Source organism: Halochromatium roseum (assembly GCF_016653315.1).
GTDB lineage: Bacteria > Pseudomonadota > Gammaproteobacteria > Chromatiales > Chromatiaceae > Lamprobacter > Lamprobacter roseus.
Genome location: NZ_NHSH01000057.1, coordinates 322,125 through 334,840, shown reverse-complemented (window position 1 = coordinate 334,840; position 12,716 = coordinate 322,125). Strand labels below are relative to the sequence as shown.

15 protein-coding genes are annotated in these 12,716 nt (G+C 60.3%); 12 read left to right on the top strand and 3 right to left on the bottom strand.

The genetic code is table 11. The features are described 5' to 3' along the window. Positions 1 to 3: 3 nt before the first annotated feature. On the bottom strand, positions 4 to 1,284 hold the full coding sequence (locus CCR96_RS12975; RefSeq protein ID WP_201220526.1) for a NupC/NupG family nucleoside CNT transporter: 1,281 nt from the start codon (positions 1,282 to 1,284) through the stop codon (positions 4 to 6). A 188-nt stretch (positions 1,285 to 1,472) separates the two neighbouring features. Between CCR96_RS12975 and CCR96_RS12970 the strand changes: the two genes are divergently transcribed. After that, a complete protein-coding gene (locus CCR96_RS12970) occupies positions 1,473 to 2,045 on the top strand; it encodes a thioredoxin family protein (RefSeq protein ID WP_201220525.1) in 573 nt (190 codons plus the stop codon). 43 nt (positions 2,046 to 2,088) lie between these two features. Next, entirely contained in the window at positions 2,089 to 2,391 is a 303-nt protein-coding gene (locus CCR96_RS12965; protein ID WP_201220524.1) for an acylphosphatase, read from the top strand. Positions 2,392 to 2,510: 119 nt separating this feature from the next. Here CCR96_RS12965 and cpdA read toward each other — a convergent pair whose 3' ends face one another. Beyond that, the gene (gene cpdA / locus CCR96_RS12960; RefSeq protein ID WP_201220523.1) at positions 2,511 to 3,401 is read right to left on the bottom strand and encodes a 3',5'-cyclic-AMP phosphodiesterase; all 891 of its coding nucleotides are present in this window, start codon (positions 3,399 to 3,401) and stop codon (positions 2,511 to 2,513) included. A 267-nt stretch (positions 3,402 to 3,668) separates the two neighbouring features. Then, positions 3,669 to 5,546: an alpha-amylase family glycosyl hydrolase gene (locus CCR96_RS12955; protein ID WP_242519024.1), complete on the bottom strand. Its 1,878-nt coding sequence runs from the start codon at positions 5,544 to 5,546 to the stop codon at positions 3,669 to 3,671. 195 nt (positions 5,547 to 5,741) lie between these two features. Between CCR96_RS12955 and CCR96_RS12950 the strand changes: the two genes are divergently transcribed. From CCR96_RS12950 to CCR96_RS24625, 10 genes are all read left to right on the top strand, one after another. Beyond that, the gene (locus tag CCR96_RS12950; RefSeq protein ID WP_201220522.1) at positions 5,742 to 6,236 is read left to right on the top strand and encodes a cyclic nucleotide-binding domain-containing protein; all 495 of its coding nucleotides are present in this window, start codon (positions 5,742 to 5,744) and stop codon (positions 6,234 to 6,236) included. Further along, a complete protein-coding gene (locus CCR96_RS12945) occupies positions 6,223 to 7,440 on the top strand; it encodes a metallophosphoesterase family protein (RefSeq protein ID WP_201220521.1) in 1,218 nt (405 codons plus the stop codon). Before CCR96_RS12950 ends, CCR96_RS12945 begins: the two co-directional genes overlap by 14 nt. Before the next feature lie 372 nt (positions 7,441 to 7,812). Further along, positions 7,813 to 8,061 carry a type II toxin-antitoxin system RelE family toxin gene (locus CCR96_RS12940; protein WP_201220520.1) on the top strand — a complete coding sequence of 83 codons (249 nt, stop codon included), beginning with the start codon at positions 7,813 to 7,815 and terminating at the stop codon, positions 8,059 to 8,061. Positions 8,062 to 8,482: 421 nt separating this feature from the next. Then, positions 8,483 to 8,731, top strand: coding sequence for a DUF4160 domain-containing protein (locus CCR96_RS12935; RefSeq protein ID WP_201220519.1), 249 nt, complete (start codon positions 8,483 to 8,485; stop codon positions 8,729 to 8,731). Beyond that, positions 8,689 to 8,982 carry a DUF2442 domain-containing protein gene (locus tag CCR96_RS12930; protein WP_338035875.1) on the top strand — a complete coding sequence of 98 codons (294 nt, stop codon included), beginning with the start codon at positions 8,689 to 8,691 and terminating at the stop codon, positions 8,980 to 8,982. The genes CCR96_RS12935 and CCR96_RS12930 overlap by 43 nt, the downstream gene beginning before the upstream one ends. Positions 8,983 to 9,064: 82 nt before the next feature. Further along, entirely contained in the window at positions 9,065 to 9,544 is a 480-nt protein-coding gene (locus tag CCR96_RS12925) for a type II toxin-antitoxin system VapC family toxin (RefSeq protein ID WP_201220518.1), read from the top strand. Continuing rightward, the gene (locus CCR96_RS12920; protein ID WP_201220517.1) at positions 9,531 to 9,740 is read left to right on the top strand and encodes a hypothetical protein; all 210 of its coding nucleotides are present in this window, start codon (positions 9,531 to 9,533) and stop codon (positions 9,738 to 9,740) included. The genes CCR96_RS12925 and CCR96_RS12920 overlap by 14 nt, the downstream gene beginning before the upstream one ends. A gap of 36 nt (positions 9,741 to 9,776) precedes the next feature. Next, on the top strand, positions 9,777 to 9,962 hold the full coding sequence (locus CCR96_RS12915) for a hypothetical protein (protein ID WP_201220516.1): 186 nt from the start codon (positions 9,777 to 9,779) through the stop codon (positions 9,960 to 9,962). Continuing rightward, entirely contained in the window at positions 9,950 to 10,150 is a 201-nt protein-coding gene (locus CCR96_RS12910; protein ID WP_201220515.1) for a type II toxin-antitoxin system RelE/ParE family toxin, read from the top strand. The genes CCR96_RS12915 and CCR96_RS12910 overlap by 13 nt, the downstream gene beginning before the upstream one ends. A 149-nt stretch (positions 10,151 to 10,299) precedes the next feature. Continuing rightward, positions 10,300 to 12,513, top strand: coding sequence for an alkaline phosphatase D family protein (locus tag CCR96_RS24625; protein ID WP_242519016.1), 2,214 nt, complete (start codon positions 10,300 to 10,302; stop codon positions 12,511 to 12,513). Positions 12,514 to 12,716: the final 203 nt, after the last annotated feature.

Below are 12,716 nucleotides of genomic sequence, written 5' to 3'. Positions count from 1 at the left end.
TGCTTAGCTGCCCAGCAGCGTCAGCATCAGGCCAGCGATCGCGCCGGTCATCAGCGTCGCCAGGGTGCCAGCAAGGATCGCCTTGAAGCCGAGTGCGGCGATCTCTGGGCGGCGCTCCGGCACCATCGATCCCAGACCGCCGAGCATGATGCCGAGGCTGCCGAGATTGGCGAAGCCGCAGAGCGCATAGGTCATGATCAGCCGGCTGCGCTCGGAGAGGGCTTGCGGCGGCAGGTCGGCAAGCGCGATGTAGGCCAGCAGCTCGTTTAGCACCGTCTTGGTGCCCATTAAAGCACCGGCGGTTGCGGCTTCGTGCCAGGGGATTCCGATCAGCCAGACCACGGGCGCGAACAGCCAGCCAAGGATGCGCTCTAGCGTGAGCGGTGCACCTGCCGCCGGCGGCAGAAACGCGAGTAGCTCGTTGGCCAGCGTTACCAACGCCACCATCACGATCAGCATGGCGATGATGTTCAGCAGGAGAGGGATGGCATCGAGCGTGCCGCGGGTGACCGCGTCCATGGCGCCCTCTGAGCGGATCTCGATCTCTGGAAGCGGTGTGGTTGCGCTCGCGCGCGGATGCGATGGGACCAGAATCTCGGCGATCAGCAGCGCCGCCGGTGCACTAATCAGCGACGCCGTGAGGATATTCCCAAGCGCGTTCGGGATCGCCTCGCTGATCAGCGAGGCATACAGGATCATCACGGTGCCGGCGATGGTTGCCATGCCGGTGGTCATCAGCGCGAATAACTCACCGCGGTTCATCGCCTTGAGATAAGGCTTGATCATCAGCGGAGCCTCGATCATGCCCATGAAGATGTTGGCCGCGGTGCCCAGCCCAAGGGCGCCGCTGATGCCCAGGCTGCGGCGCAGCAGCCAGGCGAGGGCGTTGACGACGACCGGCAGAACACGCCAATGGAAGAGCAGCGCCGAGAGCGCGCCGATGACCAGGATCAGCGGCAGGGCACGAAATGCGAGGATAAAGCTGTTGGCCGGCTCAACCAGATCGAACGGCGCCGGCCCGCCGCCCAGATAGCCAAAGACGAAACCGGTGCCGGCCTCGGTAGCCTGCTGCAATCCGACCACGACGCCATTGACGGCGATGAAGACCGAGCGCATCTGCGGAAGTCCAAGCAGCAGTGCGGCCAGCGCAATCTGCAACCCAAGCCCGGTGATCACCACTCGGGCCGAGATGCGGCGTCGGTTCTCGCTGACGAGCCATGCAAGCAGCAACAAGACTGCGACACCCAGGGTGCCTTGAAGTAGTTGGCCGACGGCGATGGTCATAGGCCATAGTCTACCTCAGCCGGGTCTCGGAGGCTGAGCGGCAAATCGGCTCGAGGACAGAGCCATTGCAATGGCATCCGCTTTGTTCTCACAATCGCGTCAGTCCCAGATTGGCGGGCGCTACTGCAATCTGAGTGAAATGCCCTCGCACGTCACGACTACACTGAGAGGAATCATCCATGTTTCTGATGCCTGACCTGTCCCCTTCGTCACCACTGCGCCTGCTGGCGCTAATCCTGCTTGCACTCAGCGGATCAGCGCTTGCTGCTGACCCCGGGCGTGATCCGGGCCAGTACTTCTTCAATCAGACCTTCGGCGATTTCAGCGAAGAGCTCGAGACCGCGCGTGACGAGGGCAAGAGCGGGATTCTGTTGATGTTCGAGATGGATGAATGCCCGTTCTGCCATCGCATGAAGACCAGGGTGCTCAATCAGCCAGCGGTGCAAGACTACTTCCGCGAGCACTTTCTGATCTTTCCAGTGGATGTCGAGGGCGACATTGAAATCGTTGATTTCGAAGGTAATCCTGATATCCAAAAGGATTTTGCGTTGAAGCAGTTCAGGGTTCGTGCAACGCCGGTGTTTGCCTTCTTCGACCTCGACGGCAACATGGTTGCTCGCTACACAGGAGCCACGGGTGATAGCGAGGAGTTCATGCTGCTGGGTCAGTACGTCGTCGAAGGTGCCTACAAAGAGACCACCTTCACCAAATACAAGCGTGCCAAGCGCGACGCTGACCAGCAGGCCGCCCTCATTCGATAGGTGGGCAAACACGTCTATCTGAGCGTGCCTAGAGGAGGGCTCGATGACTGATTCCCAGCAACGCTCCGGGTGGGCCGGTGCGCGCTGCATCCGCTGCTTTGTCAGTGGCCGAGTGCAAGGCGTCTTTTTTCGTGCATCCGCAGCCCACGAGGCGCAAGCGCTCGGCATTACCGGCTACGCCCGCAACCTGCCCGATGGGCGCGTCGAGGTGCTCGCCTGCGGCGACGCTGCTGCGCTCGACACCTTCAAGAGCTGGCTGCACCGCGGCCCCGCGGCGGCGGCGGTGTCCGCTGTGGCCTGCGAGACGCAAGACTATCGACCGCTGAGCGACTTCTCGACACGTTGACAGATTGCCTATTGCTGCGGTAATGGCCAAGAAATGGCTAAGATGCCCACTTTAAAGATCCGGCCAAGATGGATGACGCCTCGCCACCCCCACTCGGTAGATGAAACGATTGTTTGAGGTTAACGCGACGCTAGCGAGCCTTCGCGGAGACGTTCGATTCCAGTGCGTAGGGTGCCATCCGGCTCCAGCTCGAGCCATCGATAGCCGGGAGGTAGGCTGTCTTGGGCAAAATCATCGCTGCCCGGCGCGAATTGTGAGCAGGTCGAGGGCGTGGCGAGGAGTCGGGTCTGATGGATCTGGCGGTCAAAGGCTTGATGGATATGGCCCCAGAGGATCACCTTCAGCTGGTGGTATCGCTCGGCGAGGGTGATCAGATCCTGACCATTCTCAACCTGCATGGTGTCGAGCCAGCGGCTGCCAATGGGGATCGGCTGATGGTGGAGGGCGACCAGCGCCGGGCGCTGATGAGCCGATTGCAGGTGTTGCTCGAGAGCCGAGAGGGTTCTAGGTTGAAGCTGCCCCGCTTCGGAGCCTGGTCGCGTCGAGTCGAGCAGGATCAGGTCCCAGGCGCCAAGGCGTTCGACACGAAAGTCTCGATCAGCGCCCGGCTCGACCTCTGCGGCGAGTAGATCGGTGCGGTCGTGGTTGCCAGGGATGCAAAAACAGGGACAGCCGAAGCTCTCGATGCGCTGGCGAAGATAGCGGTACGCTTCAGGCCGTTCGTCGTGCACCAGATCGCCAGTGAACAGGATCGCATCCGGCGGCCAATCGGTTGCCTGCGCCTGGGTAAGCACCTCCTCGAAGCGATCGCGAGTGCAGTGGCCGAGTAGTCGACGTTCTGGTTCGGCGTAGAGATGGAGATCGGTAAATTGGAGGATGCGCAGCGTCTTCGCGTGCCCTTGCCCAGCGCTGGTGTCGACGATGACCTTATCCTCGGACGGCTCAGTTGGAATCGGGTCTACGGAGAGAGGCTGCGCTGGGGCAGACGGTGTTGGGTCGGGCTGGGCCATCGAGAGAGATCCTGCGCAGAACAGCCGAGATCGGCATCAATGGGTCAGGGTGCACCACCTGATGCGATTTCTGGCGATGACAAGCTCCATCGGAGCCGGGCTTAAACTCAAGCATCTTAGTCTGCAATCGCGAAGCTTGATGTGATGGCAATCGCAAATGCCAGAGCATTAGCAACTGCGGTCACCAGTGGGTGCCCGGTGCGGCGATAGATCTAACATGAAGGAGCAAGCATGGGCATCGCCGGGGCGAGGGTGTCAGACGTGCGCTCATCGTAGATAAGGACCATCCTCGCCGATCTGACCGGGTCCATCCAGCACCCAGATCCCGGCCGAGCTGCCCTTGACCCGAAAGGACAGATGGCCGTCGCTGTGCCGCTCGGCGCCGCTGACCGCATCGCGATAGAGACCAGGGCGGATGCCGCCGATTTCGACCTGCTGATCGCCGCCGATGGCGAGACCGACCACCGCGTAGGAGCCCTCGGCGGAGAGGTCGCGGACGAAACTCATGCCGCCGCCCCATTCGTTCACCTGCGTCATCTGGGCTTTTTGCAGCGCGGGGATGGCGCGCCGGATCAGATTCAGCCGCTGGATGTGGCGATAGAGCGGATGGGCCTGGGTCGCGGCGATGCGATCGTCCTCGAGATGGTCGCCGAAGTAGGCGCGGCCGGTGCTCTCGAGCGTGTCTTTCTCGCCCTCGACATCCTGCGGCGCGCCGCGCATGAAGGCGATCTCCTCGCCATAGTAGAGGCAGGGGATGCCGCGCGCGGTCCAGAGCAGGTTGTAGGCCGCGGCGGCCATCCAGTCCTCGCCCTTGAAGCGGTATTTGAAGTCGTTGTCGGGGCCGACGTCGTGGTTCTGCAGGAAGGTGACCAGGCTGGTCACATCGCCGTAGATCCAATCCATCGACAGCACCTGCGCGGTGCCGGCGAAGGTGCCCTTGCTGACCGAGTCGCGGAAGGTCGAGAATAGGCCGAAGTCGAGCTGTGGGAAGCCGGAATCACCGCCGCTGTTCGGATCGCGGGGGTCATGGCCGAGGCGGGTGTACCACCAGGGTCGGATCTCGCTCGGGCCATTGTCGCCGCCGCCGAGATCGCCCCAGCCATAGCCCTTGACCAGGTTCTCGCCGAACACGAACAGGCCCGGCTTGTGCGCCTTCCAGGCATTGACGTATTCGAGCAGGTTGTCGCGCTCGACGTGCTTGACGGTGTCGATGCGCAGCGCATCAACGCCCATGTCGAGATAGCGCTTGATGGCGCCGATCAGGTAATCCTTGACGTTCTGGCGCTCGGTGGCGAGATCGATGCAGTCACCGGCCAGATGCTTCTGCTGCAGTGGATGGGCGCTCTCCCAGTCGCCGCCGCAGATGAAGCCGTCTTGGTGGTACCAGTTCGGGTCCAGGCTCTGGGCGTCGATGCCGAAGAAGCGGCCCGGATCATAGCCCGGCTTGGGCACGGTCTCACCGGTCTTGGGGTCGACCAAGGGCTCAAGGCCCTCGGGATCGCGCCCGTGGCGCTCGCGATACCAGTCGGGGGCGACGGGGTTATCGATGTCATCGCGATTCGGCCAGGCATAGTTGCCGAGGTTGCCCTGGTAGGGGCCATGATCGACCCGACCCGGTTCCGAGCCTTGCGGCACATAGTATTTGATCGGCAGATGGTCGATATGGACCTGACCGCGAATGCCGTATTGACAGGAATGGTTGACCACCACGTCCTGAATGATCTTGAGGCCCTTGGCATGGGCGGCGTCGATCAGATCCTGATAGGTGGCGTCGGGCGATTCCAGCCGGGGATCGATGCGCGTCCAGTCGTAGGGATGGTAGCCGTGATAGTCGAGCCCGGAGCGGTTCTCCACCGGCGGGGTGATCCAGATCGCGCTGAAGCCCAGCTCGCGGATGTAGTCGAGCTTTTGGATCAGGCCCTTGAAGTCGCCGCGCCAATGTGGGTCGATGGCGTTGCCTTGGTCATCGAAGCGGATGCGATCGCGGCAGAAGAAGTTGTTGGAAGGGTCCCCGTCGTAGAAGCGGGCGGTGAGCAGGAAATAGATGGTCTCCTCGCGGAAATCGGTGCGTTCGGCGACGGGTCGCGGGCCTGCGGCCGCAGCTTGAGAGGACGGCGCTTGAACAGGGGTGCTGAGATCGGGCATGGGGCAGGATCGCTCTGGTCGATGCACAAGGGACGGGCAGTGAAGCGTCCCAGTTTAAGCCCTGGCATGCCTCGCCGCGCGAGCAATGCCCGATGAGGACTTGATCATCCTCGGATCATTGACAGCGGAGCGTCATCGGGGTCTGCTAGGCTGCTCACATCATCGATCCGTGATCCCAAAAGGTAAAGACTGCTGATGACTGATCAAACCATTGATCAACAAAAGACGGCCTGGCTGCAGGCCTCGGTACTGGCCGACGAGCTGGATGCGAGCGAGGTCACGACCCTCGCGCGGGCGATGGGCGTCGCGCGGCTCGCGGGGCAAGAGTCCCTGGTGGTGGAGGGCGACGCCAGGCGCACCCTGTTTGTGCTGGTCGAGGGCCGTCTCGATGTGCTCCATGACCATCAGGGCACGGACTCGGCGGTCTATCGCATGTCACCGGGCGAATGTGCCGGAACCCGCGCCTTTGTCGACGGCTCGCCGCGCAAGGCGGGGTTACGCGCGGCCGGTGACTGCGTGGTGCTGACGCTGGAGCCGGATGACTTCGAGGCCTTGCTCGCGCAGCATCCGCTGCTGGTGCTGAAGGTGATGCGGGCGCTGTTCCGGATCACCCACAGCAACCTGATGCGGGCGAATCAGGAGTCCGATGCACTGCGCAACTATGTGACCCGGTCGCATGGCCGTTACTGAACCCCGCAGGCCGTTGCCTCGGTTGTGGCGTCTCGCGCTGCTGACGCTGCTAGTCAGTCTGTTTTGGGGGCACGGCGCGGCGCTGTCCCGGGAGAGTTCGGAGCAGCCCGAGACGGGGCTACGCTTCTTCGCGGTTGGCGATGCGCCCTATGGCAATGCCGAGTACGCGCCCTTCGAACGCCTGTTGCAAGAGGCCGCTGAGCAAGGTCCGCCATTCATCGTCCATGTCGGCGATATCAAAGGTGGCGGCGAGCCCTGTACCGAGGCGCGCAATCGCCGCATCGCCGGGCTGTTCCAAGCCCAACCGGTGCCCATGCTCTACACCCCCGGCGATAACGAGTGGACCGACTGTCATCGCCAAGCGGCCGGCGGGCTCGATCCGCTCGAGCGCCTGGCAGCGCTGCGCGCGCGCTTCTTTGCCGACCCCGAGGTGCTGCACAACGCGGCGCTTGAACTGCGGGTGCCAGATCCGGCCTATCCAGAGAACGCCTATACCCTCAAGGATGGTGTGATGCTGGTGTTGCTGCATGTGGTCGGTAGCGACAACAATCATCGCGCGAAGAACAGTGCCGCGATGGCCGAATGGCGGCAACGCTCGGAGGCCAATCGCCGCCTCCTGCGCGAGGCGACTGAGGTTGCGCAGCAGTCACAGGCGCGGGCGATGGTGCTGCTGTTTCATGCCAATCCGTTGTTCGAGCGCTCACCGGCATCGCCAGGCTTCGCGCCGTTCATGGCCGATCTGGAGGTGTTGCTTAGCAGCTATTCAGGGCCGGTGCTGGCCATCCATGGCGACACCCATCGCTTTCAGTTCAATCAGCCGCTGCTGCGCAATCGGTCGACGGTGAAAGGCGCCGAGCGTTTGTGGCGTCTCGAGGTCCCGGGCTCCCCATTCCTGGGTGGCGTTTGGGTGAGCCTGACCTCAGATCCCGCCGAGCCGTTTGCGATCTCGGTGGTGTATCCATCGGCGGCTGAGGCGTTTACATCGTTCGCTCCTGATGTCGGATCGCACCGCGAACTGCGTGATCAGGGCGAATCCATGCCGCCTGCTTGGACTCAGCCACAAGCGCATGAAGCGAGCGCCTGCGAGACAATCCTGTCGGCTTCGCAAGCTTGCGATCTTCGAGTTGCTGATGTCGCCTCGGTCGACCCCAGATGCGACTGTCAGTCAACGATTCCATCTAGTCTGATTAGCTGTTCCAGCTAGCCGTCACATCCTGAAGGTTGTAGCGGCGAGGCGTTCGTCAGGAAATGCTTTCAGGTTGGCCTCAGCATGATGAGCGTGCCAGCGTCAGGTAGGCCGTTTAACGCCATTCATCTGCGCCTGGTCAATAAACTGAACTCAAAAGTGATCAAGGGCGACTTTTTCTTTGCTGTCAGAAGTAACGATTGATAGCTTTAGGTTGGCGAACGGAAGGCTCGGCGGAGCCTGTGCAGGGCACGGTTCATGACAGGCTCTGGGTCAACTAGGCGGATTCTATGCTAACCGAGATAGACAGAATCTGCCTAGTACACCCGAACCACATTCTGTCTAATCAACGGTTAGCCAAGAACAGATCCGTGGTTGCCCAGTAGCCGCATGAAGGTCGAACTCAAGCCACAAGCAGTAAAGGACCTGCAATCTCTCCAGAAGCAGGATGGGGCCAGAATCGCAAGACGGCTCAGCGAACTGGAAGACGGGCTTAAGGGCGACATCAAGCGGCTCACGAATTTCACACCTGAGTATCGGCTTCGCGTCGGCAACTACAGGGTACTCTTTGAGGTAGAGGAGGATACAGTCGTGGTCTACCGTGTAATGCATCGAAAGCACGTCTACGCCAAGAGGTAAGCGATGAACCTGCATCCTCAGTTCATAGGCCAAGAGGGCTCGGAGGAGTACGTGGTCCTCCCAATCGAAGAGTTTCGGGCACTGACCGAGACCTTGGAAGACTACGCGGATTTGCAAGACCTTCGCCGTGCAAAGGAAGCCGAAGGTCCCGCACCCACGACGTCTTTGGCAGACGTGGCCGCACAACTTGGCCTAAAGCAAGGCTAACAAGCGGCTCGGCCCGACCGCCCGTAGCCACGCCGTCGCTTCGCGGACGGCGCGGCTACGGGCGCCGCGCCAGCCCGAACGTTAGGGCACACGAAAAGAGAGTAAAAATATATTGTCCCTTTAACAATTATCCGGACAGCCTCATTTTTGCAACCAGCTGATTTGGTGATGATATTAAGAAGTTGCTAATCCGCATAGTAAATGGCGGGACAATATGCCCGAAATCACACGTTTTTACGGAATCATCATCAAACTCTTCTTTGGCGATCATCCGCCACCGCATTTTCACGCGGTTTATGGAGAGCACAACGCCGTCTTCAATATAGAAAACTTGGAAATGATAGAGGGTGATCTCCCCTCAAGAGCACGAAAGCTTGTAGTTGAGTGGGCGAATTTGTATCAATCTGATCTTCAAGAAATGTGGAAATCACAGGAATTCAAGAAACTGCCGCCGCTTCAATAGCTATGAATATCCCAAAAATTCAAAGCGTGATACCTCAAGAAGGACATTTTCTTGTTGTGCTTTTCTCAAATGGAGAAAGGAAAAAATACGACATAAATCAGCTTACTGAACGCGAGATGTTCCTGCCACTCAAGAATCCCGCGTTCTTTAGACATGTATCCGTTGAGCCTGGCGGTCACGCTGTTTCATGGAACTCAGAAATCGACATTAGCGAATATGAGCTTTGGCAAAACGGTGAAAAAATCCCCTAACACAGTGCTGCAGCCGAAGCCGGTTTCGCTCTCGCTCAACCGGCTCGGCTGAGCTTGGCGTTAGGCGCAAAAGATTAGCAACATGCAAACCGTTTACGTTGAAACATCAATTGTTAGCTACTTGCGCCAAAAGCCAAGTAGCCAAATCGTAACGGCAGCACGTCAACTTCTGACGCATCGCTGGTGGAATGACGAGCGCAGCCAATACGAGCTTGTCATTTCGCAATATGTGATTGATGAAGCTTCAGCAGGAAACTCCACGCTCGCAGCAGAACGTATGCTGCTGCTTGATGGCATTCCGCTTTTGCCACATGCACCTGAAATTGTGACACTTGCAGATAAAATCATGTCGCTTGGTGTCCTACCCGAAAAAGCCCAAGTTGACGCTCTTCACATCGCGACTGTTGCATATCACGAGATACAGTATTTACTGACTTGGAACTGTAAGCACATCGCAAATGCAAAAATACTTCCTCGTATTCACGAGTTACTTGTAAGGCAGGGTATTCCAGTACCCATAATTTGTACTCCAGAGGAGTTATTGGGCGATGACATTTTGTGACTCTGATTCAGTAATCGAACAAATACACCAAACGCGCGAAGAAATTTCTGAACGATTTGGTGGGAGCATTGCCGCCATCGCTGAAGATGCGGCACGACGCCAGTTGGAGTCAAAGCGATTGATTTGGAAGTCAAATAAGCCTAACACGGCGCTCCAGCCGAAGCCGGTTTCGCTCTCGCTCAACCGGCTCGGCTGAGCTTGGCGTTATGCCAGAAACACAAAGAGGTGAACCATGTCCGCCGTGAAAGAAAAAATGGCTGATGTGATCCAGAATCAGCCTGAAGATTCAACGTATGAAGAAATCCTCAGAGAGCTCGCCTTTGAGCAAATGATCGCGTCGGGATTAAGAGACTCGAGAGAGGGGAAGACAATTTCAAATGACGAAATGAAGCGCAGGCTTAGCGCATGGCAGAAATAAGATGGACAGAGGAAGCTGTAAAGTGGCTTCAAAATATCTACGACTACATATCGGAAGACGACCCCGTTGCTGCTCAGAACGTAATAGAAGGAATATATGAAAAAACGCAAATTCTAGAACGCTTTCCGGAAATTGGCTACATGTACCGCGATGAACCAGATGGTCGCGCGGTTGACTTGCGGCGTTAGTCACACAAACGCAGAAGCGCGTGTGAGCTGGCATCGAGCCTGTTCATCAGGCCATTTGACCCATCCGGCGGCGTCTTCCAGACTAGCGTGCATCACTCCCACAGCGCCAATGCACATCCGCCCGGCGCCGATCTCACGACGTGCCGTTCATGCCGAATCCTGTCGCATTACCGCTGGTCTGGGCCGGGCCCATCCTGCGTCGTCTGCTCCCTGATCGGATCAGTCTCTGGCTCGCGGTGCGCGAGCCGGTGTCTGTGCGCCTGGAGCTGGCTTGGGAGCCACAAGCAGAACGGGAATCGCTTCTGGAACCCGACGCTCGTCAGCCTTCAGCGCAGACCTACATCCTAGCGTCTGGCGATCCATCCTGCCGCCTGCTCCGCGCCGGCAGCGAGCTGCACTATGTCTTCATCGATCTGAGGTTGACGCAACCGCTGCCCGTCGAGCACTGGATTGCTTATCGCTTGGCCCTGAAGCCGCTCGCGGAACCCGAACAACCCTGGCAGGACAGCGCCGACTGGGCGCCGGATCTCTGCTATCCGGGACAGTCCTCGCCTGGCTTCAAGGTGCCGGCCCAGGTCCGCTCGCTGCTGCATGGGTCCTGCCGCAAGCCGCATCATCCCGGTGGCGATGGACTGGCGCGCGCTGATCAGTGGCTGGCCGATCTGCTGGCTGGGTCGCCAAACCCGACCACAGCGAATCCAACGGCACCACCCGCGGCGGACCTCATCTCGGAACGATCACACTGGACGGAAAAGAACACAGCTGGATTGACGCTTGAGGAGGCGACCGAGGCGTCATCGACTTCGACAGCGCAGCCTCAGGGTGCAGCACTGAATCCAGCATCCGCCCGCGCACGAGATAACGACACCGAGCAGGAGTCAGGCAGCGCGCAAGCGTCAGCTACAGCGCAGCAGGCAGACACCGCGCCCGCCTGGCCATCGCTACTGATGCTCTCCGGCGATCAGGTCTACCTGGACGATGTTGCCGGCCCGATGCTGCGCGCGATCCATGCGCTGATTGAGCGCCTGGGCCTGCCGGACGAGGCGCTGCCGGAACTGACCCAGAGCGGGGTGGTCGATGCCCGCTCGCTCTATGCCCATCCAGACGGCTACTATCGCCGCGAGCGGCTGCTGCCGCGACAGCGCCAGAACGCGGCCCTGCTCGAGGTGCTGTTCGGCGGCGTCGAGAAGCCGATCTTCACCAGCGCCAATGCCCACAATCATCTGATCAGCCTCGGCGAGATGCTGGCGATGTACCTGCTGGTGTTCTCGCCCGCGCCCTGGCAAGGGCTCGATCTTGATCCACCCGCCAGTCTGACCAAAGCGCAACGGGCACGGTTCGCGCAGGAGCGTGCCACGCTCGACGCCTTCATCGCCGCGCTGCCGGCCGTGCGTCGGCTGTTCGCCCATCTTCCAGTCGCGATGATCTTCGATGATCACGACGTCACCGATGACTGGAACCTGAGCCGCGCCTGGGAGGAGGTGGCCTATGGTCATGCGCTCTCGCGGCGGGTGATCGGCAACGCCCTGATCGGCTATCTGATCCATCAGGGCTGGGGCAACCGCCCCGAGGCCTTCAGCGATGACCTGCTCGCAGACCTGCAACGCAGCCTCGATGATCCCGGCAGCACCGAGCACGAGGCCTGCGTGCAGCGCCTGTTGCGCTTCGGCGACTGGCATTATGACTGGCCGACCACGCCGCCATTGGTCGTGATCGACAGCCGCACCCATCGTTGGCGCTCGGAGTCGGCGGCGAGCAAGCCCTCGGGTCTGCTCGACTGGGAGGCGCTGACCGATCTGCAGCAACGCCTGCGTGGCCTGCCGGCGGTGCTGCTGGTCTCGCCGGCGCCGATCTTCGGCGTCAAGCTGATCGAGAGCATCCAGCGCGTCTTCACCTGGCTCGGCTATCCGCTGATGGTCGATGCCGAGAACTGGATGGCGCATCCGGGCGCGGCGCACACCTTGTTGAACATCTTCCGCCATCCGCAGACGCCAGAGCACTTCGTCATCCTCTCGGGCGATGTGCATTACTCCTTCGTCTACGATGTCGAGCTGCGCGGACGCCGCCAAGGACCGGAGGTCTGGCAGATCACCAGTAGCGGCGTGCGTAATGCCTTCCCGGAGCGCCTGCTCGCCGTGCTCGATCGGCTCGATCACTGGCTCTTTGCGCCCAGCTCACCGCTGAATGTCTTCACCCGTCGACGGCGACTGCGCATCCTGCCGCGTAAGCCCGAGGGCGCGGCGAGTGGTCGGCGGCTGCTCAATGGCAGCGGCATCGGCCTGGTGGAGTTGGACGCGGATGGGCGACCCTGGCGGATTCGCGAGCTACTCGCCGATGGGCCGGCGGTGAACTTCAGGCGATGAAGTCGAGACCATTTTGAGCAGCGAGCTGGCATGGAGACTGTTCATTAGGCCATTTGACCCATCCGACGGCTTCTTCCAGACTAGCGTGCATGACTTCGACAGCGCTAACGCACATCCGCCAGGCGCCGATCGAATGACGTGCCGTAGGTGATCTACACACGCCGGCCGAAGTGCGAGTGATCCAGCAGTTCGCGCACCGGATC

Coding starts and splice junctions, on each gene's coding strand:
- CCR96_RS12975 (WP_201220526.1), bottom strand. CDS start 1,284: ATGACCATCGCCGTCGGCCAACTACTTCAAGGCACCCTGGGTGTCGCA.
- CCR96_RS12970 (WP_201220525.1), top strand. CDS start 1,473: ATGCCTGACCTGTCCCCTTCGTCACCACTGCGCCTGCTGGCGCTAATC.
- CCR96_RS12965 (WP_201220524.1), top strand. CDS start 2,089: ATGACTGATTCCCAGCAACGCTCCGGGTGGGCCGGTGCGCGCTGCATC.
- cpdA (WP_201220523.1), bottom strand. CDS start 3,401: ATGGCCCAGCCCGACCCAACACCGTCTGCCCCAGCGCAGCCTCTCTCC.
- CCR96_RS12955 (WP_242519024.1), bottom strand. CDS start 5,546: ATGCCCGATCTCAGCACCCCTGTTCAAGCGCCGTCCTCTCAAGCTGCG.
- CCR96_RS12950 (WP_201220522.1), top strand. CDS start 5,742: ATGACTGATCAAACCATTGATCAACAAAAGACGGCCTGGCTGCAGGCC.
- CCR96_RS12945 (WP_201220521.1), top strand. CDS start 6,223: ATGGCCGTTACTGAACCCCGCAGGCCGTTGCCTCGGTTGTGGCGTCTC.
- CCR96_RS12940 (WP_201220520.1), top strand. CDS start 7,813: ATGAAGGTCGAACTCAAGCCACAAGCAGTAAAGGACCTGCAATCTCTC.
- CCR96_RS12935 (WP_201220519.1), top strand. CDS start 8,483: ATGCCCGAAATCACACGTTTTTACGGAATCATCATCAAACTCTTCTTT.
- CCR96_RS12925 (WP_201220518.1), top strand. CDS start 9,065: ATGCAAACCGTTTACGTTGAAACATCAATTGTTAGCTACTTGCGCCAA.
- CCR96_RS12920 (WP_201220517.1), top strand. CDS start 9,531: ATGACATTTTGTGACTCTGATTCAGTAATCGAACAAATACACCAAACG.
- CCR96_RS12915 (WP_201220516.1), top strand. CDS start 9,777: ATGTCCGCCGTGAAAGAAAAAATGGCTGATGTGATCCAGAATCAGCCT.
- CCR96_RS12910 (WP_201220515.1), top strand. CDS start 9,950: ATGGCAGAAATAAGATGGACAGAGGAAGCTGTAAAGTGGCTTCAAAAT.
- CCR96_RS24625 (WP_242519016.1), top strand. CDS start 10,300: ATGCCGAATCCTGTCGCATTACCGCTGGTCTGGGCCGGGCCCATCCTG.